General features: G+C 68.8%; 21 protein-coding genes and 4 tRNA genes. 6 read left to right on the forward strand and 19 right to left on the reverse strand.

Going from position 1 to position 20,860, the window contains the following annotated elements:
* Positions 1-34: 34 nt before the first annotated feature.
* The 9 genes from rpoB to K7C20_RS16720 all read right to left on the reverse strand — a co-directional run bounded on the left by rpoB (position 35) and on the right by K7C20_RS16720 (position 9,275).
* Positions 35-3,520 (reverse strand): DNA-directed RNA polymerase subunit beta, encoded by a 3,486-nt coding sequence (gene rpoB / locus K7C20_RS16680; RefSeq protein WP_030074767.1) that lies wholly within the window; start codon positions 3,518-3,520, stop codon positions 35-37.
* A gap of 619 nt (positions 3,521-4,139) precedes the next feature.
* On the reverse strand, positions 4,140-4,526 hold the full coding sequence (gene rplL / locus K7C20_RS16685; RefSeq protein ID WP_030074765.1) for a 50S ribosomal protein L7/L12: 387 nt from the start codon (positions 4,524-4,526) through the stop codon (positions 4,140-4,142).
* An 84-nt stretch (positions 4,527-4,610) separates the two neighbouring features.
* Positions 4,611-5,162, reverse strand: coding sequence for a 50S ribosomal protein L10 (rplJ, locus tag K7C20_RS16690; protein ID WP_030074763.1), 552 nt, complete (start codon positions 5,160-5,162; stop codon positions 4,611-4,613).
* 315 nt (positions 5,163-5,477) lie between these two features.
* Positions 5,478-6,308: a LolA-like protein gene (locus K7C20_RS16695; protein ID WP_063753804.1), complete on the reverse strand. Its 831-nt coding sequence runs from the start codon at positions 6,306-6,308 to the stop codon at positions 5,478-5,480.
* Between the two features lie 148 nt (positions 6,309-6,456).
* Positions 6,457-7,173 (reverse strand): 50S ribosomal protein L1, encoded by a 717-nt coding sequence (rplA, locus tag K7C20_RS16700; RefSeq protein WP_030074759.1) that lies wholly within the window; start codon positions 7,171-7,173, stop codon positions 6,457-6,459.
* A gap of 82 nt (positions 7,174-7,255) precedes the next feature.
* Positions 7,256-7,690, reverse strand: a complete 435-nt coding sequence (gene rplK / locus K7C20_RS16705; protein ID WP_030074757.1) for a 50S ribosomal protein L11 — start codon at positions 7,688-7,690, stop codon at positions 7,256-7,258.
* Positions 7,691-7,858: 168 nt separating this feature from the next.
* Entirely contained in the window at positions 7,859-8,725 is an 867-nt protein-coding gene (nusG, locus tag K7C20_RS16710; RefSeq protein WP_053208555.1) for a transcription termination/antitermination protein NusG, read from the reverse strand.
* Between the two features lie 73 nt (positions 8,726-8,798).
* Positions 8,799-9,095, reverse strand: a complete 297-nt coding sequence (gene secE / locus K7C20_RS16715) for a preprotein translocase subunit SecE (RefSeq protein ID WP_030074753.1) — start codon at positions 9,093-9,095, stop codon at positions 8,799-8,801.
* A gap of 107 nt (positions 9,096-9,202) precedes the next feature.
* Positions 9,203-9,275 (reverse strand) — tRNA-Trp (locus tag K7C20_RS16720).
* A gap of 183 nt (positions 9,276-9,458) precedes the next feature.
* Between K7C20_RS16720 and K7C20_RS16725 the strand changes: the two genes are divergently transcribed.
* Both K7C20_RS16725 and K7C20_RS16730 read left to right on the forward strand, forming a co-directional pair.
* Complete coding sequence (locus K7C20_RS16725) at positions 9,459-10,694, forward strand: pyridoxal phosphate-dependent aminotransferase (protein ID WP_030074751.1); 1,236 nt, start codon at positions 9,459-9,461, stop codon at positions 10,692-10,694.
* A gap of 139 nt (positions 10,695-10,833) precedes the next feature.
* Positions 10,834-11,877, forward strand: a complete 1,044-nt coding sequence (locus tag K7C20_RS16730) for an adenosine deaminase (protein WP_030074749.1) — start codon at positions 10,834-10,836, stop codon at positions 11,875-11,877.
* A gap of 65 nt (positions 11,878-11,942) precedes the next feature.
* On the opposite strand, the gene K7C20_RS16735 is transcribed toward K7C20_RS16730, so the two are convergent.
* From K7C20_RS16735 to K7C20_RS16760, 6 genes are all read right to left on the reverse strand, one after another.
* A complete protein-coding gene (locus K7C20_RS16735; RefSeq protein WP_030074746.1) occupies positions 11,943-12,998 on the reverse strand; it encodes a UDP-N-acetylmuramate dehydrogenase in 1,056 nt (351 codons plus the stop codon).
* 61 nt (positions 12,999-13,059) lie between these two features.
* The gene (locus tag K7C20_RS16740; RefSeq protein ID WP_030074744.1) at positions 13,060-13,494 is read right to left on the reverse strand and encodes a MaoC family dehydratase; all 435 of its coding nucleotides are present in this window, start codon (positions 13,492-13,494) and stop codon (positions 13,060-13,062) included.
* Between the two features lies 1 nt (position 13,495).
* A complete protein-coding gene (locus K7C20_RS16745) occupies positions 13,496-13,948 on the reverse strand; it encodes a MaoC family dehydratase N-terminal domain-containing protein (protein WP_030074742.1) in 453 nt (150 codons plus the stop codon).
* Between the two features lie 83 nt (positions 13,949-14,031).
* Positions 14,032-14,196 (reverse strand): 50S ribosomal protein L33, encoded by a 165-nt coding sequence (gene rpmG / locus K7C20_RS16750; RefSeq protein ID WP_006604855.1) that lies wholly within the window; start codon positions 14,194-14,196, stop codon positions 14,032-14,034.
* Positions 14,197-14,285: 89 nt separating this feature from the next.
* A tRNA-Met gene (locus K7C20_RS16755) sits at positions 14,286-14,358 on the reverse strand.
* A gap of 47 nt (positions 14,359-14,405) precedes the next feature.
* Positions 14,406-14,478 (reverse strand) — tRNA-Thr (locus K7C20_RS16760).
* Positions 14,479-14,660: 182 nt separating this feature from the next.
* Between K7C20_RS16760 and K7C20_RS16765 the strand changes: the two genes are divergently transcribed.
* Both K7C20_RS16765 and K7C20_RS16770 read left to right on the forward strand, forming a co-directional pair.
* The gene (locus K7C20_RS16765) at positions 14,661-15,923 is read left to right on the forward strand and encodes an amidohydrolase family protein (RefSeq protein ID WP_030074739.1); all 1,263 of its coding nucleotides are present in this window, start codon (positions 14,661-14,663) and stop codon (positions 15,921-15,923) included.
* A 76-nt stretch (positions 15,924-15,999) separates the two neighbouring features.
* Positions 16,000-16,662 carry an SDR family oxidoreductase gene (locus tag K7C20_RS16770; protein ID WP_030074737.1) on the forward strand — a complete coding sequence of 221 codons (663 nt, stop codon included), beginning with the start codon at positions 16,000-16,002 and terminating at the stop codon, positions 16,660-16,662.
* A gap of 287 nt (positions 16,663-16,949) precedes the next feature.
* Here the strand turns inward: K7C20_RS16770 and K7C20_RS16775 are convergent, their stop codons facing one another.
* A complete protein-coding gene (locus K7C20_RS16775; protein ID WP_030074735.1) occupies positions 16,950-17,342 on the reverse strand; it encodes a hypothetical protein in 393 nt (130 codons plus the stop codon).
* Positions 17,343-17,569: 227 nt separating this feature from the next.
* Positions 17,570-17,651, reverse strand: a tRNA-Tyr gene (locus tag K7C20_RS16780).
* Positions 17,652-17,839: 188 nt separating this feature from the next.
* Between K7C20_RS16780 and K7C20_RS16785 the strand changes: the two genes are divergently transcribed.
* Both K7C20_RS16785 and K7C20_RS16790 read left to right on the forward strand, forming a co-directional pair.
* Positions 17,840-18,328, forward strand: a complete 489-nt coding sequence (locus K7C20_RS16785) for a YajQ family cyclic di-GMP-binding protein (protein WP_018090929.1) — start codon at positions 17,840-17,842, stop codon at positions 18,326-18,328.
* Positions 18,329-18,701: 373 nt separating this feature from the next.
* Positions 18,702-19,226, forward strand: a complete 525-nt coding sequence (locus tag K7C20_RS16790; protein WP_048828458.1) for a hypothetical protein — start codon at positions 18,702-18,704, stop codon at positions 19,224-19,226.
* Positions 19,227-19,253: 27 nt separating this feature from the next.
* Here K7C20_RS16790 and K7C20_RS16795 read toward each other — a convergent pair whose 3' ends face one another.
* Together K7C20_RS16795 and htpX are read right to left on the reverse strand one after the other, a co-directional pair.
* Positions 19,254-19,646, reverse strand: coding sequence for a YccF domain-containing protein (locus K7C20_RS16795; protein WP_030074731.1), 393 nt, complete (start codon positions 19,644-19,646; stop codon positions 19,254-19,256).
* A 132-nt stretch (positions 19,647-19,778) separates the two neighbouring features.
* The gene (gene htpX, locus K7C20_RS16800) at positions 19,779-20,642 is read right to left on the reverse strand and encodes a zinc metalloprotease HtpX (protein WP_030074729.1); all 864 of its coding nucleotides are present in this window, start codon (positions 20,640-20,642) and stop codon (positions 19,779-19,781) included.
* Positions 20,643-20,860 lie beyond the last annotated feature (218 nt).

A 20,860-nucleotide genomic window follows, 5' to 3' on the forward strand; every position in this document is an offset into this window, starting at 1 on the left:
GGAGCCCAGCGGGCTGGGCTCCGTCAGACTCCCGTCAGACCTCTTCGACGCTGCTCGGCTCGCGCCGGGACAGGTCGATGCCGAGCTCCTCCGCTGCGCGGAAGACGTCCTCGTCGGTGTCGCGCATCTCGATGGACATGCCGTCCGAGGACAGCACCTCCACGTTGAGGCACAGGGACTGCATTTCCTTGATGAGCACCTTGAAGGACTCGGGAATGCCGGGCTCGGGGATGTTCTCGCCCTTGACGATGGCCTCGTAGACCTTCACGCGGCCGGTCACGTCGTCGGACTTGATCGTCAGCAGCTCCTGGAGGGCGTATGCGGCGCCGTAAGCCTCCAGCGCCCACACCTCCATCTCACCGAACCGCTGGCCACCGAACTGAGCCTTACCACCCAGCGGCTGCTGGGTGATCATCGAGTACGGACCGGTCGAACGCGCGTGCAGCTTGTCGTCGACCAGGTGGTGCAGCTTGAGGATGTACATGTACCCGATCGAGATCGGGTCCGGGAACGGCTCACCGGAGCGGCCGTCGAACAGCCGCGCCTTGCCGGAGCCCTTGACCATCCGCTCGCCGTCGCGGTTGGGGATCGTCGACTCGAAGAGACCGGAGATCTCGTCCTCGCGCGCACCGTCGAACACCGGGGTGGCGACGTTGGAGCCGGGGGCGACCTCGTCGGCGGAGATCGAGTGGAGACGCTTCTTCCACTCCTCCTCGACACCCTCGACCTTCCAGCCCTGGCTGGCGAGCCAGCCGAGGTGGATCTCCAGGACCTGTCCCGGGTTCATTCGGGACGGGACACCCAGCGGGTTGAGGATGATGTCGACCGGGGTGCCGTCCTCGAGGAACGGCATGTCCTCGACCGGCAGGATCTTCGAGATGACGCCCTTGTTGCCGTGACGGCCGGCGAGCTTGTCACCGTCGGTGATCTTGCGCTTCTGGGCGACATAGACGCGGACCAGCTGGTTCACGCCCGGGGGAAGCTCGTCGCCCTCTTCGCGGTCGAAGACGCGGACGCCGATGACCTTGCCGATCTCACCGTGCGGCACCTTCAGCGAGGTGTCGCGCACCTCGCGCGCCTTCTCACCGAAGATCGCGCGGAGCAGGCGCTCCTCGGGGGTCAGCTCGGTCTCACCCTTGGGCGTGACCTTGCCGACGAGGATGTCGCCGGCGACGACCTCGGCACCGATACGGATGATGCCGCGCTCGTCGAGGTCGGAGAGGACCTCCTCGGAGACGTTCGGGATGTCCCGGGTGATCTCCTCGGGGCCCAGCTTGGTGTCACGGGCGTCGACCTCGTGCTCCTCGATGTGGATCGAGGAGAGGACGTCGTCCTGCACGAGGCGCTGCGACAGGATGATCGCGTCCTCGTAGTTGTGGCCCTCCCACGGCATGAACGCCACGAGCAGGTTCTTGCCGAGCGCCATCTCGCCTTCGTCCGTGGACGGACCGTCGGCGAGGACCTGGCCCTCGATGACCCGCGCGCCCTCGTCCACGACGACCTTCTGGTTGAAGGAGGTGCCCTGGTTGGAGCGGGTGAACTTGGCGACGCGGTACGTGGTGTACGTGCCGTCGTCGTTGGCGACGGTGATGTAGTCCGCGGAGACCTCCTGGACCACACCGTCCTTCTCCGCCTTGATGACGTCACCGGCGTCGACCGCACAGCGGTACTCCATGCCGGTGCCGACCAGCGGGGACTCCGCCTTGATCAGCGGAACGGCCTGGCGCATCATGTTCGATCCCATGAGCGCACGGTTGGCGTCGTCGTGCTCGAGGAACGGAATCATGGCGGTCGCGGCCGACACCATCTGGCGCGGCGAGACGTCCATGAAGTCCACCTCGTCGGCGGGGACGAGGTCGACCTCGCCGCCACGACGGCGGACCAGGACACGCTGCTCGGAGAACCGCATGTCCTCGGAGAGCTTCGCGTTGGCCTGGGCGATCAGGAAGCGGTCCTCCTCATCAGCCGTGAGGTAGTCCACCTCCTCGGTGACCTGGCCGTCGACGACCTTGCGGTAGGGCGTCTCGATGAAGCCGAAGACGTTGACCCGGCCGTAGGAGGCCAGCGAGCCGATGAGACCGATGTTGGGACCTTCAGGGGTCTCAATCGGGCACATGCGGCCGTAGTGCGAGGGGTGCACGTCACGGACGTCCAGGCCGGCCCGCTCACGGGAGAGACCACCCGGGCCCAGCGCCGACAGACGGCGCTTGTGGGTCAGACCCGACAGCGGGTTGGTCTGGTCCATGAACTGCGACAGCTGGCTGGTGCCGAAGAACTCCTTGATGGAGGCGACGACCGGCCGGATGTTGATCAGGGTCTGCGGCGTGATCGCCTCGACGTCCTGGGTGGTCATGCGCTCACGCACGACGCGCTCCATACGAGCCAGACCCGTGCGGACCTGGTTCTGGATGAGCTCACCGACGTTGCGCAGACGACGGTTGCCGAAGTGGTCGATGTCGTCGGTCTCGACGACGATCGAACGGCCGGACTCACCCATCGTCTCGGTCTCGCCGGCGTGCAGCTTGACCAGGTACTTGATCGTCGCAATGACGTCATCGGTGGTCAGCACGCCCGCGTCGAGCGGCTCGTCGCCGCCGAGCTTCTTGTTGACCTTGTAGCGGCCGACCTTGGCGAGGTCGTAGCGCTTGGGGTTGAAGTAGAGGTTCTCGAGCAGCGTCTGCGCGGCCTCACGGGTCGGCGGCTCGCCCGGACGCAGCTTGCGGTAGATGTCGAGCAGCGCGTCGTCCTGGCCCTGGGTGTGGTCCTTCTCCAGGGTGGCGCGCATGGACTCGTACTCGCCGAACTCCTCGAGGATCTGCTCGGTCGTCCAACCGAGAGCCTTGAGCAGAACGGTCACGGACTGCTTGCGCTTACGGTCGATGCGCACACCGACCATGTCGCGCTTGTCGATCTCCATCTCCAGCCAGGCACCCCGGGACGGGATGATCTTGGCGGAGAAGATGTCCTTGTCGGACGTCTTGTCGATGGAGCTGTCGAAGTACACGCCCGGCGAGCGGACAAGCTGCGAAACGACGACACGCTCGGTGCCGTTGATGCAGAAGGTGCCCTTGTTCGTCATGAGCGGGAAGTCGCCCATGAAGACCGTCTGGGACTTGATCTCGCCGGTCTCGTTGTTGGTGAACTCGGCGGTGACGAAGAGCGGAGCGGCGTACGTGAAGTCGCGCTCCTTGCACTCGTCGATGGAGTTCTTCGGGGGCTCGAAGCGGTGGTCGCGGAACGTCAGCGACATCGACCCGGAGAAGTCTTCGATCGGGGAGATCTCTTCGAAGATCTCTTCAAGACCGGACTTGGTGGGGACTTCCTGCCCACTCTCCAGCGCAGCCTCGACGCGACCCTTCCATGCGGCATTGCCGAGCAGCCAGTCGAAGCTTTCGGTCTGCAGCGCAAGGAGGTTCGGAACCCCGAGGGGCTCCTTGATCTTCGCAAAAGAGATGCGCAGCGGGGCGGTGCTGTCGCCGTTGTTCGTATTGGCAGTCGAGGCGTTGCGCGAGGCGGCCAAGAGGGGGTCCTTCCGAGGGCTCGGACTCACTACGCGCGTACCGGTCCCGAATCGAGCAGACTGAGGGAAAGCCCAGGTCAGGGCAGATCATTCAGCTTTGCTCGGGCTCGGGTATGCCCCTGGTGACGGGCAGGGAGCAGCTAACAGGCAGCGCAAAGGGTCAGTGTAGCCACTTGGCACACTGATGTCCAGAGCGAGTTTCCGGAGACCGGTTCAGCACCGTGATACCGATCTTCTCCCTCCGGGAGGTCATGCCCTCCGCACCGGAGGAAGCCCTCGTTGTTCTTCTCAATGCCCTGCGCCTGCCGAAAGCCCTGCGCCAGTGGCGCACACCGATGCTTCCCTCTTCGTCCGCGATCCATGCCTCGAACCCTGGATCGCTTCTGCGTCGCGTCCCGAGAATTGCGCGCCGCGTCCGGTTCGTCAAGGCCCCCCACCTCTGGGAGATCGTCACATGGGGGCACGTCCGGGCAACGAAGATCACCATACTCGCACGCAGGCGCGAGACAATGCAGCTGTGACGAGCACGCCGAAGGGCGACCACCCGCATGGGTGATCGCCCTTGGCTGGTGTCCGAAGCGCCTCAGGCGCCGTGGACGTGAGTCAGAGACTCAGGGGGTCACTTGACCTCGACGGAGGCGCCGGCGCCCTTGAGGGACTCGGCAGCCTTCTCCGCGGCGTCCTTGGCGACCTTCTCGAGGACCGGCTTCGGGGTGCCGTCGACGAGGTCCTTGGCCTCCTTCAGGCCCAGGGAGGTCAGCTCACGCACGACCTTGATGACCTGGATCTTCTTGTCGCCCGCACCGGTGAGGATGACGTCGAACTCGTCCTGCTCCTCGGCCTCGGCGGCGGCCGGGGCGCCCGGGGCACCGGCGGCGGCAACGGCGACGGGGGCGGCAGCCTCGACGTCGAACTTGTCCTCGAACGCCTTCACGAACTCGGAGAGCTCGATGAGGGTCATGCCCTCGAACTGCGCGAGCAGGTCTTCCTGGCTGAGCTTCGCCATGGTGGCGGTCCTTCCACTAATTCGGCTGGTGCCGGATGTACATGTCTGGCGGGCGTACTACGGGCCCGCTGGGCGTCCGAGTGGTTACTCGGCAGCCTCGGCGGGAGCCGGCGTACCGGCACCGCCCTGCTCGACCTTGCTGCGAAGCGCGTCCGCGGTGCGGACGAACTTCGTGAGCGGGGCCTGGAAGGTCGCCGCGGCCTTGGCCGTGGACGCCTTCATGCCACCCGCCAGCTTGGCGAGCAGAACCTCACGGGACTCGAGGTCCGCAAGCTTCTTGATCTCGTCGGCGGACAGCGCCTTGCCTTCAAGGACACCGCCCTTGATGACGAGAGCGGGGTTCTCCTTGGCGAAGTCACGAAGACCCTTCGCCGCCGTGACCGGGTCACCGGTCACGAAGGCGACAGCGGTCGAGCCCTTGAGGTGCTCGTCCAGCTGAATCCCGGCCTCCTTGGCCGCGATCTTGGTCAGCGTGTTCTTCACCACACGGTACTGAGCGTTCTCGCCGAGAGAACGACGCAGCTCCTTGAGCTGCGCCACAGTCAGTCCGGTGTAAGAAGTCACAACAGCTGCGTTGGAGTCACGGAGCTTCTCGGTGATCTCCGCAACGGCTGCGTTCTTGTCAGACGTCGCCATGAGCCTCGGCCTCCTTCCGGGTGATGAGGACCGCGCAGAAGGGGCTGGGCAAAACAAACGCCCCGGCGCAGGCGCACGGGGCGTACTCGACCGGAACGGAGTCCGTCCGGGAGTTCATCCATACACACCTGCGCAGGCCGTCCGCAGCTAGCGGATCCTTCGGCCACCACACGTCCGGGACCGGACGCGCAGAGACAACCAGCGGTCTTTGGCTTCCGGGAAAAGATACGGGAGCGGGATGCGCTCATGCAAATCGGCGTGAGCGGGGGCATCGGAGCGCCCCCGCTCACGCCGTCACAGGCTCAGCGGTGCCGGTCAGGCGCCGGGCGCGGTCGCCGTCTGGCCCGCCGGCGGCGGGGCCACGTCGACCTTGGTGCCGTAGTCCGTGAAGAGCGCGGTGGAGTCGCTGGGCTGCTTGCCGCCGATCTTCTCCACCTTCTTGACCAGCAGGTTGTTGGCGTCGATCCAGACGTCGAGCTGCTCGCTCTTCGCGCCGCCCTTCTCGAGCTGCTTGCGGAGCATGTCGCGGAGGTCCTTGCTGAGCTTGCCGCTCAGCTGGTCCATCGTGACGGTGCCGCTGTAGTGCGTCGCCTGGACGCCGTTGACGTCCTCCTTGCCGACGGCCTTGGCCGTGCCCGAGGCGAGCAGCAGCTCGATCGGCTGGCTCGGGTTGGCGTTCTGGAGCACGTCCTGGAACAGGGTGCCGGAGCCGCCCAGCTGCTTCGACAGGGTGGCGTACGTGTACTTCATCCAGGGCTTGCCGCCCGCCCCCGGCATGGACGCGCCCATGTTCATGTACACGGCGTCCTGGGTGTAGATCGCCTTGATCGGCTTACCGGGGCTCCCCCCGCCGGACATGGTGTTCTCCACGTTCATCCGCATGCCCTGCGACCAGTCCAGCCCGCCCTTGCTGGTCTGCTTCACCTGGCCGTTGGGGGTGGTCGTGGTCGTGGAGCCGTCGATCTTCGCGGACTTCTTGCCCTCGGTCGCCGCCTGGGCCGCCTTCAGTGCGTCCGCCGGGCTCCCGCCCGCCGCGTCGCTGCTGCTCCCGCCACCGGACGACTTGCCGCCGTCGTTACAGGCGCTCAGGCCACCCACCAGAATCACGGCACCCGCCACGGCGGCGGCTATACGCGTGCTACGCACTTGAGGCTCCCCCTTAAATCTTCTTTATGGACCTCGGGGCGACTGTAGTGCAGGCCACTGACCGCACATGCGTCAGGCCCCGTCTCTCCACAGGGAGAAACGGGGCCTGACGCGTGAATCACGCGCTACGAGGCGTCGATCAGGGAGATCAGACGGCCTCGTCCTCGACGAGGAGGTTGCGGGTGCGGTTGGCGTCCAGCGGGATGCCAGGGCCCATCGTGGTGGTGATGGTGGCCTTCTTGATGTAGCGGCCCTTGGCGGCGGACGGCTTGAGGCGGTTGATCTCCTCGAGCGCCGCGGCGTAGTTCTCCACCAGCTTGGTCTCGTCGAAGGAGACCTTGCCGATGATGAAGTGGAGGTTCGCGTGCTTGTCCACGCGGAACTCGATCTTGCCGCCCTTGATGTCGGTGACAGCCTTGGCGACATCCGGGGTGACGGTGCCGGTCTTCGGGTTCGGCATCAGACCACGCGGACCGAGCACGCGGCCGAGGCGGCCGACCTTGCCCATGAGGTCCGGGGTGGCGACGACGGCGTCGAAGTCCAGACGGCCCTTGGAGACCTCGTCGATCAGTTCGTCCGAGCCGACGATGTCGGCGCCGGCGGCTTCCGCGGCCGCAGCACGGTCACCGGTCGCGAAGACCAGGACCCGGGCGGTCTTACCGGTGCCGTGCGGGAGGTTCACGGTGCCACGGACCATCTGGTCGGCCTTGCGCGGGTCGACGCCCAGACGCATGGCAACCTCGACGGTCGCGTCGAACTTCACGGAGGTGGTGTCCTTGGCGAGACGGACGGCCTCGAGGGGGGCGTACACACGCTCCCGGTCGATCTTCGCGTCCGCGGTGCGAAGAGTCTTGCTGCGCTTCACTTCTGCTCCTGATGCAGTGGGGTGGAGTCGTGGTGCGGACCAGCGCCTGGTCCTGCCACGGTGGTGCCAGTGGGGCTGGGGATCAGCCCTCGACCGTGATGCCCATGGAACGGGCGGTGCCGGCGATGATCTTCTCGGCGGCGTCCAGGTCGTTGGCGTTCAGGTCGGGCATCTTGGTCGTGGCGATGTCACGGACCTGGTCGCGCGTGATCTTGGCGACCTTGGTCTTGTGCGGCTCGCCGGAGCCCTTCTCCACGCCCGCGGCCTTCAGGATGAGCTTCGCGGCCGGCGGGGTCTTGGTGATGAAGGTGAAGGAGCGGTCTTCGTAGACCGTGATCTCCACCGGCACGACCATGCCACGCTGCGACTCGGTCGCGGCGTTGTAGGCCTTGCAGAACTCCATGATGTTGACGCCGTGCTGGCCCAGCGCGGGGCCGACCGGCGGAGCCGGGTTTGCGGCGCCGGCGCTGATCTGGAGCTTGATAAGCCCCGTGACCTTCTTCTTCTTGGGAGGCATGCTCTCTCCGGGTCCTAGTGAGAGGTGTTTCGCCGATCCATCCGGTCATCCGGATGGAGGCATACCGCACAACGATAACGGGTATAGTCGCGCGGCCAAAAACCGAGCAGGTCAGACCGGCTGTGAGCCCGTCTGACCTGGTCGATTTGGCTGGTGGTCCGGAAGAACCTAGTTCTTCTGGATCTGGTCGAAGCTGAGCTCGACCGGGGTCTCGCGACCGAAGATCTCGACGAGGCCCTTGACCTTCTTCGAGTCGGCGTTGATCTCGTTGATCGTCGCCTGCAGCGTCGCGAACGGGCCGTCGGTGACGGTGACGGAGTCGCCCACCTCGAAGTCCAGCACCTGGACCTCGACCTTGCGGGACGGCGCCGGCTTGCCCTCGGCCGCGGCGGCCTCCTTGGCGGCCTTCTCCTCGGCCTCCGGGGCGAGCATCTTGACGATCTCGTCCAGCGTCAGCGGGTAGGGGTCGTAGGCGTTGCCGACGAAGCCGGTGACGCCCGGGGTGTTGCGGACGACGCCCCAGGACTCGTTCGTCAGATCCATGCGCACGAGCACGTAGCCCGGGAGCTTGTTCTGGCGGATGGTCTTGCGCTCGCCGTTCTTGATCTGCGCGACCTCTTCCTGCGGCACCTCGGCCTGGAAGATGAAGTCCTCGACGTTCAGCGAGACGGCGCGCTGCTCGAGGTTGGTCTTCACGCGGTTCTCGTAGCCCGCGTAGGTGTGGATGACGTACCACTCACCGGGGAGGCCACGGAGTTCGTCGCGGAGGGCGGCCACCGGGTCGACCGGCTCCTGCTCCTCGTCCTCGGCGACCTCTGCGGCGGCCTCGGCATCTTCGTCGACGTGTACCGCGGCCTCTTCGGCGGGCTCGCCGGCGGCAGCGTCCTCGGCGTCGAGCTCATCGACCTCGTCGACGGCCTCGACGATCTCAAGCGCGGTGTCGTCGCCCTCGACCTCGGCCGAGGCAGCCGCGTCAACGTCGGCCGCTGCCGTCTCGGCGGAGTCGGCGGCGTCGTTCAGGTTCGGGTCAGACACGGTGGCTGCTTCTTCCTGGCTTCAAGGGGTTGAACATGCGAAATGGGCGCCCGCTGAGGCGCCCTCCGCGGGATCAGCCGAAGACGTACCCGACGACTCGGTTGATTCCCAAGTCAATCACGGTTACGAGACCGATGATGATGACAACGAAGACGATCACCACGCTGGTGTACGTCGACAGCTGGCTACGCGTGGGCCAGACGACCTTGCGGAGTTCCGCCACGACCTGGCGGTAGAAGAGCGCGAGACGCGCGAAGGGGCCCTTCTTGCCGCGCTTGCCGCCGCGGCGGGGCTTCTTCTGGGATTCCGCCGCTTCGTCCTCGGAACGACCGCGCTCAGGCATGTCGATGGAGCCCAGGGCGTCCGTCACTCGTCCTCACCTGAATCCGGGTCGTGGCCGTGCCGCGCCCGGTTGAGCCGCACGGCGGTGCATTTCATACGTACGCGTGCACGCACTGCGGTGGAGAGTGCGTGTAGCAGGGCCGGAGGGACTTGAACCCCCAACCGCTGGTTTTGGAGACCAGTGCTCTACCAATTGAGCTACGACCCTTTGTGGTTCCCCCAACCTACCGCATGCGGCCGACTGCATTAAGTGCGTGCGCCGCGGCGACCTGTTAGGAGCCAACGGTCAGCGAGTGTACGTGTTTCGGGGCCGGGCGTCGAACAGGATCCCCCCGGGTGGTGCCCGCAAACCCGTGTACCGGGCTCCTCGGAGGTCTGCAACGATGCATATATGAGCGCTGCAACCCCTTCCGCATCGTCCCCCACCGACCGCCGGGTTTCGGCCCGCGTCGGTTCGATCTCCGAGTCCGCGACCCTTGCCGTCGACGCCAAGGCGAAGGCACTCAAGGCCGCCGGACGCCCGGTGATCGGCTTCGGCGCCGGTGAGCCCGACTTCCCCACGCCCGACTACATCGTCGAGGCGGCGATCGAGGCCTGCCGCAACCCGAAGTACCACCGCTACACCCCGGCCGGCGGTCTCCCCGAGCTCAAGACCGCGATCGCCGTGAAGACGCTGCGCGACTCCGGCTACGAGATCGAGGCCGCGAACGTCCTGGTGACGAACGGGGGCAAGCAGGCCATCTACGAGGCGTTCGCGGCGATCCTCGACCCGGGCGACGAGGTCATCGTCCCGGCGCCGTACTGGACCACCTACCCCGAGTCGATCCGGCTCGCGGGCGGTGTGCCGGTCGATGTGGTCGCCGACGAGACCACCGGCTACCGCGTGACCGTCGAGCAGCTGGAGGCGGCCCGTACGGACCGCACCAAGGTGCTGCTCTTCGTGTCGCCGTCGAACCCGACCGGTGCGGTCTACACTCGTGAGCAGGTCGAGGCGGTAGGCCGCTGGGCCGCCGGGCACGGCCTGTGGGTGCTCACCGACGAGATCTACGAGCACCTGGTCTACGGCGACGCCGAGTTCTCGTCGCTGCCGGTGGTCGTGCCCGAGCTGCGCGACAAGTGCATCATCGTCAACGGCGTGGCGAAGACGTACGCCATGACCGGCTGGCGGGTGGGCTGGGCGATCGGCCCCAAGGACGTCATCAAGGCCGCCGCGAACCTCCAGTCGCACGCCACGTCCAATGTTTCCAACGTCGCGCAGGCCGCGGCCATCGCGGCGGTCTCCGGCGATCTGACGGCCGTCGAGGAGATGAAGGTCGCCTTCGACCGCCGCCGTCGCACCATCGTGCGGATGCTCAACGAGATCGACGGCGTGCTGTGCCCGGAGCCGGAGGGCGCGTTCTACGCGTACCCGTCGGTCAAGGAGCTCCTGGGCAAGGAGATCCGCGGCAAGCGCCCGCAGAGCAGCGTCGAGCTGGCCGAGCTGATCCTGGAGGAGGCGGAGGTCGCCGTCGTCCCGGGCGAGGCCTTCGGCACCCCCGGCTACCTGCGGCTTTCGTACGCGCTGGGCGACGAGGACCTCGTCGAGGGCGTGTCGCGCCTCCAGAAGCTGCTGGCCGAGGCGAAGTGACCAAGACCACCTGCGGAAAGCCGTAGGTGGTCGCGCAGCGGGCGTCCGGAGCCTTCCGGGCGCCCGTTCGCGCGTTCCCCCGGACCCCCCTTCGGGAAAGGCCTACCGGCGCACCGCCCCGATACGGCAAGATCTTGGGATGGAGAGCGTTCGTGCCCGCGGCGGAGCCGCACTTCGAGACCTGCGCCGATTGCCGAAGGCCCATCTGCACCTGCACTTCACCGGGTCGATGCGGTCCACGACCCTGCTGGAGCTGGCCGACAAGTACGGCGTCCATCTGCCGGAGGCGCTGCGGAGCGGGGAGCCGCCCCAGCTGAGAGCCACGGACGAGCGCGGCTGGTTCCGCTTCCAGCGGCTCTACGACATCGCGCGGTCATGTCTGCGGGAACCCGAGGACATCCGGCGGCTGGTGCGCGAGGCCGCCGAGGAGGACGTCCGCGACGGATCGCGCTGGCTGGAGATCCAGGTCGACCCGACCTCGTACGCGCCGAGGCTGGGCGGGCTGATCCCGGCCCTGGAGATCATCCTGGACGCGGTGCACAGCGCCTCCCGTGACACCGGGCTCGGCATCCGCGTCGTGGTCGCCGCGAACCGTATGAAGCACCCGCTGGACGCCCGCACGCTGGCGCGTCTGGCGGTGCGCTACGCCGACCGGGGCGTGGTCGGTTTCGGGCTCTCCAACGACGAACGCCGGGGTTTCGCCCGGGACTTCGACCGCGCCTTCGCCATCGCCCGGGAGGGCGGCCTGCTGGCGGCGCCGCACGGCGGAGAGCTGTCGGGCCCGGCGAGCGTCCGGGACTGCCTGGACGATCTGCACGCCGGCCGGGTGGGGCACGGCGTACGGGCCGCGGAGGACCCCGTGCTGCTGAGCCGGCTGGCCTCGCGCGGGGTGACCTGCGAGGTGTGCCCGGCGTCGAATGTGGCGCTGGGGGTCTACGAGAAGCCGGAGGACGTACCGCTGCGGACGCTCTTCGACGCGGGCGTGCCGATGGCGCTGGGCGCGGACGATCCGCTGCTGTTCGGCTCGCGGCTGGCCGCGCAGTACGAGATCGCCCGCACCGCGCACGGCTTCACGGACGCCGAACTGGCCGAGCTGGCCCGGCAGTCGGTCCGCGGCTCGCGCGCCCCGCAGGACGAGCAGCAGCGGCTGCTGACGGAGATCGACGCCTGGCTGGCCGCGTAGCGCCTCCGTGGAGGCTGCCGGGGCTGCGGTAGACCAGGGCCGGGGAGGCCCAGGGGGTGTCTCCCCTAGAGGCTGACGCCGACCGTGACGGGTTCGTTGACGAGCGTGACGCCGAAGGCCGCGTGGACGCCGTCGCGGACCTCACGGGCCAGTGCGAGCAGGTCCTCGGTGGTGGCCTTGCCGCGGTTGGTGAGCGCGAGGGTGTGCTTGGTGGAGATGCGGGCCGGGCCGCTGCCGTAGCCCTTGGTGAAGCCTGCCCGGTCGATGAGCCAGGCCGCGGAGGTCTTCACCAGGCCCTCGCCGGCCGGGAAGGCGGGCGGGGCGACGTCGGGGCCGAGGCGGTCCTGGACGCGCCGGAGGAAGGCGTCGTGCTCGGCGTCGGTGAGGATCGGGTTGGTGAAGAACGAGCCGGCCGACCAGGTGTCGTGGTCCGCGGGGTCGAGCACCATGCCCTTGCCGGCGCGCAGCGCCAGAACGGTCTCCCTGGCGACGGCGGCCGGGACCCGGTCTCCTGCCTCGACACCGAGGGCGCGGGCGGTCTCGGGGTACTTCAGGGGCGCGGAGAGGCCACCGGCGTCCTCCAGGGCGAAGCGCACCCGCAGCACCACGAACCGGTCGGGGTGCTGCTTGAAGCGGCTGTGGCGGTAGGAGAAGCCGCACTCCTCGTTGGGGAGGGTGACGGTCTCGCCGGCGCGGCGGTCGTATGCGACGACCTCGGTGATCGTGGCGGAGACCTCCTGGCCGTACGCGCCCACGTTCTGGATCGGGGTGGCGCCCGCCGAGCCGGGGATGCCGGCCAGGCACTCCACGCCGGCCAGTCCGGCCTCGACCGTACGGGCGACCGCGTCGGACCAGTTCTCGCCCGCGGCGAGCGTGAGGTCCGTGCCGTCGAGGGCGAAGCCGCGGGTGGCGATGCGCAGGGCCGTGCCGTCGAAGCCCTTGTCGCCGATGACGAGATTGCTGCCGCCACCGATGATCAGCAACGGGGTCCCGGCCTCGTCGGCCGCACGGACCGCCGCGATGACCTCGTCATCGGTGGTGGCCGTGACGAGGCGGGTTGCCGGGCCGCCGAGGCGGAAGGTGGTCAGCGGGGCGAGGGGCGCGTCGTGGAGTTCCTGCACGCGCCCAAGGGTACGGGGGCGGTCCGGCAGCGCTCGGCCGGCCGCCCCCGAAAGGAGTGGTTCAGGCGAGGCGGACCACGGCGCGGGACATGCCCAGCACCTTCTGGCCTGCGCTCATCGCGGTGAGGTCGACGCGGACCGTACGGTCGTCGTCGTCCAGCTTGGCGGCGACCTTGGCGCTGACCTCGATCAGCGCACCGGTCTCGTCGTCGGGGACGACGACGGGCTTGGTGAAACGCACGCCGTACTCGGCGACCGCACCCGGGTCGCCGGCCCAGTCGGTGACCACCCGGATCGCCTCGGCCATGGTGAACATGCCGTGGGCGATGACGTCCGGCAGCCCGACCTCCTTGGCGAACTTCTCGTTCCAGTGGATCGGGTTGAAGTCGCCGGAGGCGCCCGCGTACTGGACGAGCGTGGCGCGGCTCACGGGGAAGGTCTGCGCCGGGAGTTCCGTGCCGGCCTCGACCTCGTCGTAGGAAATCTTGGCGGTCATCTCAGGCCTCCTGCGCGGCGCGGGCCACCAGCTTGGTGAAGGCGGTCACGACGTGTTCGCCCGCCTCGTCGTGCACCTCGCCGCGGATATCGATGATGTCGTTGCCCGCCATGGTCTTGATGGCCTCGATGGTGGAGGTGACGCTCAGTCGGTCCCCGCTGCGCACCGGCCGGGTGTAGGCGAACTTCTGGTCGCCGTGCACCACCCGGCTGTAGTCCAGACCCAGTTGCGGATCCTCGATGACCTGCCCCGCGGCCTTGAAAGTGATCGCAAACACAAAAGTCGGCGGCGCGATCACGTCGGAGTGCCCGAGCGCCTTGGCCGCTTCGGCGTCCGTGTAGGCGGGGTTGGTGTCACCGATCGCCTCGGCGAATTCGCGGATCTTTTCCCGGCCGACCTCGTACGGGTCGGTGGGCGGGTACGTGCGTCCGACAAAAGACTGGTCGAGCGCCATGGCTCGCAACCTCCCTGTACTGATGGTGATAACGCCGTGAGGCCGCCCCCACGAATGGGGACGGCCTCACGGACGAGCCTGTGTTATCGCGTCTCGCGGTGCGCGGTGTGCGAGTTGCAACGAGGGCAGTGCTTCTTCATCTCAAGACGGTCCGGGTCATTACGCCGGTTCTTCTTGGTGATGTAGTTCCGCTCCTTGCACTCCACGCAGGCCAGCGTGATCTTCGGGCGGACGTCGGTGGCAGCCACGTGAGTGCTCCTTGGACGGACGGGTGGTCGGATTAACGCATAAAAGAGTAGCCGATCGGAGGACCGACCCCACAATCGGCTACTGTCAGTAGCGGTGACCGGACTTGAACCGGTGACACAGCGATTATGAGCCGCTTGCTCTACCGACTGAGCTACACCGCTGTGATGTAAGAGTCCCTCGCCCGAAGGCGAGGTACCTCACACATCAGAGCCCCAATACGGAATCGAACCGTAGACCTTCTCCTTACCATGGAGACGCTCTGCCGACTGAGCTATTGGGGCGAGCGATGAAGACATTACACGGCCCGCCGCCAAACGTGAAATCCGTATCCGGGCCGTGCCCCAACGGCCCCGCGCACCACACCGGTACGACTATTTCGCGCCTGCGCGAAGCTCTCCCGGCAGCGCCCTAGGCTCGGAAGAACGCTGCGTGATCTTGCACGCCGGTGGCTTCGAGGAGCGCGATGTCCGACAGCAGTTCGCCGCAGCCCCAGCCGGGAAAGCCCGGCGGCGCCGGCCGCTACGCCAGGTCGGACAACGGTGCGCTGGTTCTGTGCGGCGCCCGGCTCGCAGACGGCCGGACGGTGGACGTACGGCTCGGCGGCGGACGCATCGAGGCCGTCGGGACGGCGGGCAGCCTCGCCCCGCAGGGCGCCCGTGTCGACCTCGCCGGCTACCTCCTGCTCCCCGCCCCCGTCGAACCTCATGCACACTGCGACACCGCCCTGACGGCCGATTCCGACGGCCCCGCCTCCGGCTCACCCGAGGACGTCCAGCGCCGGACCACGGAGGCCGCGCTGCTCCAGCTGGGGCACGGCGCCACGGCCTCGCGCAGCCACGTCAGGATCGGCGACGTACAAGGGCTGCGGTCGCTGGAGGCGGTGTTGCAGGCCCGCAGGTCGCTGCGCGGGCTGGCCGATCTGGCGGCGGTCGCGGTGCCGCGGGTGCTGACCGGGGTGGCCGGGGCGGACGGGCTGGCGATGCTGCGGGACGCCATGAAGATGGGCGCCTCGGTCATCGGCGGATGCCCGGATCTCGACCCCGACCCGGCCGGTTATGTCGAGGCGGTCCTGGAGTTGGCCGGGGAGCACGGCTGCCCGGTGGATCTGCACACCGACGGTGACGATCCGGCGCGGCTGGCGCGGTTCGCGGCGATGTCCGGGGGGCTGCGGCCCGGCGTCGCCCTCGGGCCGTGCGCCGGGATGGCGCGGATGCCGCGGAGCGTGGCGGCGCGGGTCGCCGAGCAGCTGGCGGCCGCCGGGGTCGCCGTCGTCTGTCTGCCGCAGGGCGACTGCACGGGACTGGAGCGGTACGGCTCGCGGGTGTCGCGTCCGGCGCCCGTACGGCTGCTGCGGGCGGCCGGGGTGCGGGTGGCGGCGGGCAGCGGGGCGCTGCGGGACGTGGCGAACCCGGTGGGGCGCGGCGACCCGCTGGAGGCCGCCTACCTCCTGGCCTCCCTGGGCGAGGCGACGCCGGAGGCGGCGTACGAGACCGTGAGCTCGGCCGCGCGGGCGACGCTGGGGCTGCCGGAGGTGCGTGTCGAGGCGGGCTTTCCCGCGGAGCTGCTGGCGGTGCGCGGCGAGCGGATCGCCGGGGTGCTCTCGCTGGCCTACAGCCGGATCGTGATCCACCGCGGTCGGGTGGTCGCCCGTACCAGCGCGGTGCGGGAGTACTGCGACTCGGCGGCGGAGGTGGCGCTGGAACTGCCCCGGCAGTCGCAGCGCTGAGCCACGGCGGCGAGAACCCACCGGACCCCGGCCGGTCCCGCGCCCCGCGGCGGCCCTTCGGCGTACGGTCGGGATCATGCGCATTGTCATCGCAGGTGGACATGGTCAGATCGCGCTGCGGCTGGAGCGGTTGCTCGCCGGGCGCGGTGACGAGGTCGCTGGCATCATCCGCCGGCCGGAGCAGGCCGGCGATCTGCTGGCCGCGGGAGCCGAGCCGGTGGTCTGCGACCTGGAGTCGGCGTCGGTGCAGCACGTCGCCCGGCACATGGAGGGCGTCGACGCGGCCGTCTTCGCGGCAGGTGCGGGACCGGGCAGTGGCATCGAACGCAAGGACACGGTGGACCGCGGCGCGACGGCACTCTTCGCGGACGCGGCCGAGGCGGCCGGGGTACGGCGCTTCCTCGTCGTCTCGTCCATGGGTGCGGACCGTGAGCCCCCCGAGGGCACCGACCCGGTCTTCGCCGCGTACCTGCGGGCGAAGGGTGCCGCGGACGCGGACGTACGGGCCCGCGCCGGGCTGGACTGGACGATCCTGCGGCCGGGCCGGCTGACCGACGACCCCGGAACGGACCTGGTGACGCTGGCCGACGCGACCGGGCGCAGCGAGGTGCCCCGGGACGATGTGGCGGCCGTCCTGGCGGCGCTGCTCGACGAGCCGGGCACCATCGGCCGGACGCTGGAGCTGATCGGCGGGGAGGTGCCGGTGAAGGAAGCGGTGCGGGCGGTGGCGGGGCACTGAGGGTGCGGCGGCCGCCGGGTGCCGAGGGAGCCGGCGGCCGCGAGCTAGCGCTGCTCAACGGATGAACAGCCGCTGCGGGTTCGCGGCGGGCGGCCCGGTTGCCGGTTGCCGGTTGCCGCTGATCGACACCCAACGTGCATGCCCGTGCACGGCAGTTGGAGCGTCGCATGGGCGGAATGGAGACCGGGCCGGCGCGCGGATGCCCACCCGGCGTGGCGCGTGGAGATCCGGCGGACCTCGACGGCTTCCCGCTTCCGCTGTGCGGGGAGCCTCGCGGAGGCGGGGCGTTACCTGTTGATCAGGTCGACGCACGCCTTGACGCTGGAGCCCTTGAAGCGGGCGCAGAGCTCGCCGGCCTTGAAGGGGTTGCCCTGCGGGGTCCAGCTGCCCTTGATCTCGTCGCCGTGGCGCTTGGCGGTCATCTTGATGGTGCCCGCGGACCAGTTCGTGAGGTAGACCGTCGCCTTGTTGCGGCTCTTGGGCGGGTTCGTCCAGGTGGCGGTGATGGTGCCGGGGTACGTGTGGCCGCTCTCGCCGGTGGTCGCGATGCAGATCTGCGGGCCACTCCAGTTGTGGGTGCACCCCGAGGCGGCGGCGTGTGCCGCCGGTGCCGCGGTGAGGCCGGCGAGGGCGACTGCGCCGGCCAGGGTCAGGATCCGGGTACGTGCACGCGATCGCACAGTCTTCTTCTTCGAGGGTGGGGGCAGAAGCCGGGGCCGGCGAAGTTGACGCATACGCGTCACCGCCGACCGCCGGCGATCACCTTAACGATCTTGAGTGCGTGGAGAAAAAAGGGGGATCGCCGCAGCACCCCGGCCGGGTAGGGGCCGCCCGATCGATGCGAGAGCGCATGACAAGGGGCCCTTGATCCGCGTTCTCCGCAGATCAAGGGCCCCTTGCACTCCTGTGGCGGCGCCAGGATTCGAACCTGGGAAGGCTGAGCCGGCAGATTTACAGTCTGCTCCCTTTGGCCGCTCGGGCACACCGCCAAGGTTTGCTGCCGGGAGCCCGCTGTGGGGCGGCGCTCCGTGGCAACGACGTAAACCATACCCGATGGCTGGGGGTGGTTCGCCACTCGATTCGGGAGCGCTGGATCTTGGCCGGGTGGCTAGGCTTGGCAGGCGGCCCGGGAAGGGCCGCGCCCCTGACGGATCTACGTACGAGGAGCCAACTCAACATGGCCGACTCCAGTTTCGACATCGTCTCGAAGGTAGAGCGGCAGGAGGTCGACAACGCCCTCAACCAGGCCGCCAAGGAGATCTCGCAGCGCTACGACTTCAAGGGCGTGGGCGCGTCGATCGAGTGGTCGGGCGAGAAGATCGAGATGCGGGCCAACGCCGAAGAGCGGGTGAAGGCCGTACTCGACATCTTCCAGTCCAAGCTGGTCAAGCGCGGGATCTCACTGAAGGCGCTGGACGCCGGCGAGCCGCAGGCCTCGGGCAAGGAGTACAAGATCTTCGCCTCGATCGAGGAGGGGATCTCGCAGGACAACGCCAAGAAGGTCGCCAAGATCATCCGCGACGAGGGCCCCAAGGGCGTCAAGGCGCAGGTGCAGGGCGACGAGCTGCGTGTCAGCTCGAAGAGCCGGGACGACCTCCAGGCGGTGCAGCAGCTGCTGAAGGGCAAGGACCTGGACTTCGCGCTGCAGTTCGTGAACTACCGGTAGCGGACCGGCTTTCCGGTGCCACGGGATGGGGCGGCGCGCTTCGGCGTGCCGCCCCACCGGTGTGTCGGGGCGGGGATACGGAGCGGCGCTAGGTGGCGGCCCTGCCGGAGCGGCCTTGCGGCGCTTGACCTCAAGCGTGCTTGGGGTTGCAGGGGCGCGGCATGACTGCTTCTCGTGCGGCGCAGAGCCGTCCTGGTGCCGGGCCCGGGGACGGGTTCCTCGTCGACGTGTTTCCGGAGATCCGGCGGGCGGATGCCGGTGCCGTCCTGATCAGCGAGTGGGACGCGGGCGGCCCCGAGGGGCAGCGGGCCGTCCTGGACGGTGTCGCCCGCGCCTGGGCGCAGACCCGCTGCCGGCGGGCTTTCCGTCCCGGGTGCTGTTCGCCGGGGCGGACGAGCGCAGTGTGCTCAACTACGCGCAGTGGACGAGCGAGGCGGCGCACCGGGAGTCCGTACGGACCGAGGACACCGGGCTGAGCGAGCGGATCGCGGCGGTGCTGGACGGCGTGGGGGACGTCGGGAATTCCGGTCCCGGCCGGTTCCGGCTGTACCGCAGCATGCTGCCGCAGGGGGAGCCCAAGACGCCGGGCTGCGTCGTGCGCGTCGCCTTCCGTACGACGGGGCACGACACGGCCCGTGGGCTCGTCGACGGCCTGCTGGAGAGGGGCGGCGAGCTCCAGCAGGGGGACGGCGGGATCGCCTCGCACTTCCACATCAGCGAGGACGGCGGACAGGTCGTCAACTACAGCGAGGGGACGGACCCAAAGTCGCATGAGCGGGAGCTCGGCACCAGGCTCCGGCGGCGCGGGGAGGTGCGGAGGTTCATCGACGGCCTGCCGGGGGTCGAGCCGGTCGGGTTCCGGCGGTATGCGGCCCCTCGGGGGCTCGTACGGGTCTGAGGGCGAGGGGACGGCGTCCGGCGGGGCTCAGCGGGCGGCGAACGGCTCGTCCGTGGGGACGATGTCGCGGCCCAGGGGCATGAGGGAGATCGGGATCATCTTGAAGTTGGCGATGCCGAAGGGGATCCCGATGATCGTCACGCACAGGACGAGGCCGGTGACGATGTGCCCCAGGGCCAGCCACCAGCCCGCGAAGATGATCCAGATGACATTGCCGATCGCCGATCCGGCGCCGGCGTCGTGGCGCACGACGGTCGTACGGCCGAAGGGCCACAGGGCGTAGCCCGCGATCCGGAAGGACGCGATGCCGAACGGGATGGTGATGATCAGGATGCAGCAGATGATGCCCGCGACGACATAGCCGAGCGCCAGCCACAAGCCACTGAGGATCAGCCAGAGGACGTTAAGGATGAACTTCATGATCAACAGCCTTCCACGGGCACGGCGGTGAATGCATCTGCCGTGCTAGACGCCCTGGGACCGGTGGATCGTTGCGTTCATGATGCGACGGGCCTGCGCCGGCGGCCACCGGTCGGGCGCTCCCGGGAGGCGTCAGGGGCGGTGGCCCGCCATCTGTTCGAGGCGGGCGATGCGTTCGTGCATCGGGGGGTGGGTGGAGAACAGCCGGGACAGGCCCCCGCCCGCCCGGAACGGGTTCGCAATCATCATGTGGCCGGCGGTTTCCAGCCGCGGCTCGGGCGGGAGCGGGAGCTGCCGGGTGCCGATTTCGAGCTTGCGCAGGGCGGAGGCCAGGGCCAGCGGGTCGCCGGTGAGCTGGGCGCCCGAGGCATCCGCCTCGTACTCGCGGGAGCGGCTGACGGCGAGCTGGATGAGCCCGGCCGCGACCGGCCCGAGGATCATGATCAGCAGCATGCCCAGGAGGCCGGGGCCCTCGTCGTCGTCGGAACGGCCTATGGGAATCAGCCAGGCGAAGTTGACGAGGAACATCACGACGGAGGCCAGCGCGCCCGAGACGGAGGAGATGAGGATGTCGCGGTTGTAGACATGGCTGAGCTCATGGCCGATGACGCCGCGCAGCTCGCGTTCGTCGAGCAGCTGGAGGATGCCGTCGGTGCAGCAGACCGCGGCATGGCGGGGGTTGCGGCCGGTGGCGAAGGCGTTGGGCGCCTGGGTCGGGGAGATGTACAGGCGTGGCATGGGCTGGCGGGCCATGGTGGAGAGCTCACGGACCATGCGGTAGAGCTGTGGCGCCTCGAACTCGCTGACCGGGCGGGCGCGCATCGCCCGCAGGGCCATCTTGTCGCTGTTCCAGTACGCGTAGGCGTTGGTGCCCAGGGCGACGACGACGGCGATGATCAGGCCCGTACGGCCGAACAGGCTGCCGATGACGATGATGAGGGCGGACAGTCCCCCGAGGAGTACGGCGGTCCTGAGCCCGTTGTGCCGGCGGTGCACGGTACGCCCTCCAAGCGGTGCGGCAGGGGAACCCTGTGCTGCGTTTCTCCACTCTCCAGTGGACCCTTACTCACTGGTCAACGCGAGATGAACGAGCCTGGTTCCCCTGTGCACGCGCGGTGGGCCGGGCGGGGCACACCGCCGCGCCCGGTGGGGCGTGACGACGTACGGCTGGGCTGGAGGCCGGTGCGGGCCGGCAGGGGCTGCCGGGGACGGGC

The sequence above is a fragment of the Streptomyces decoyicus genome (assembly GCF_019880305.1).
Taxonomy (GTDB): Bacteria; Actinomycetota; Actinomycetes; order Streptomycetales; family Streptomycetaceae; genus Streptomyces; species Streptomyces decoyicus.

Bases quoted from the DNA above. Each gene is read 5' to 3' on its own strand.
- rplL (WP_030074765.1), bottom strand. From the start codon at position 4,526: ATGGCGAAGCTCAGCCAGGAAGACCTGCTCGCGCAGTTCGAGGGCATG.
- rplJ (WP_030074763.1), bottom strand. From the start codon at position 5,162: ATGGCGACGTCTGACAAGAACGCAGCCGTTGCGGAGATCACCGAGAAG.
- rplK (WP_030074757.1), bottom strand. From the start codon at position 7,690: ATGCCTCCCAAGAAGAAGAAGGTCACGGGGCTTATCAAGCTCCAGATC.
- K7C20_RS16725 (WP_030074751.1), top strand. From the start codon at position 9,459: ATGAGCGCTGCAACCCCTTCCGCATCGTCCCCCACCGACCGCCGGGTT.
- K7C20_RS16730 (WP_030074749.1), top strand. From the start codon at position 10,834: ATGGAGAGCGTTCGTGCCCGCGGCGGAGCCGCACTTCGAGACCTGCGC.
- K7C20_RS16740 (WP_030074744.1), bottom strand. From the start codon at position 13,494: ATGACCGCCAAGATTTCCTACGACGAGGTCGAGGCCGGCACGGAACTC.
- K7C20_RS16745 (WP_030074742.1), bottom strand. From the start codon at position 13,948: ATGGCGCTCGACCAGTCTTTTGTCGGACGCACGTACCCGCCCACCGAC.
- K7C20_RS16765 (WP_030074739.1), top strand. From the start codon at position 14,661: ATGTCCGACAGCAGTTCGCCGCAGCCCCAGCCGGGAAAGCCCGGCGGC.
- K7C20_RS16770 (WP_030074737.1), top strand. From the start codon at position 16,000: ATGCGCATTGTCATCGCAGGTGGACATGGTCAGATCGCGCTGCGGCTG.
- K7C20_RS16785 (WP_018090929.1), top strand. From the start codon at position 17,840: ATGGCCGACTCCAGTTTCGACATCGTCTCGAAGGTAGAGCGGCAGGAG.
- K7C20_RS16795 (WP_030074731.1), bottom strand. From the start codon at position 19,646: ATGAAGTTCATCCTTAACGTCCTCTGGCTGATCCTCAGTGGCTTGTGG.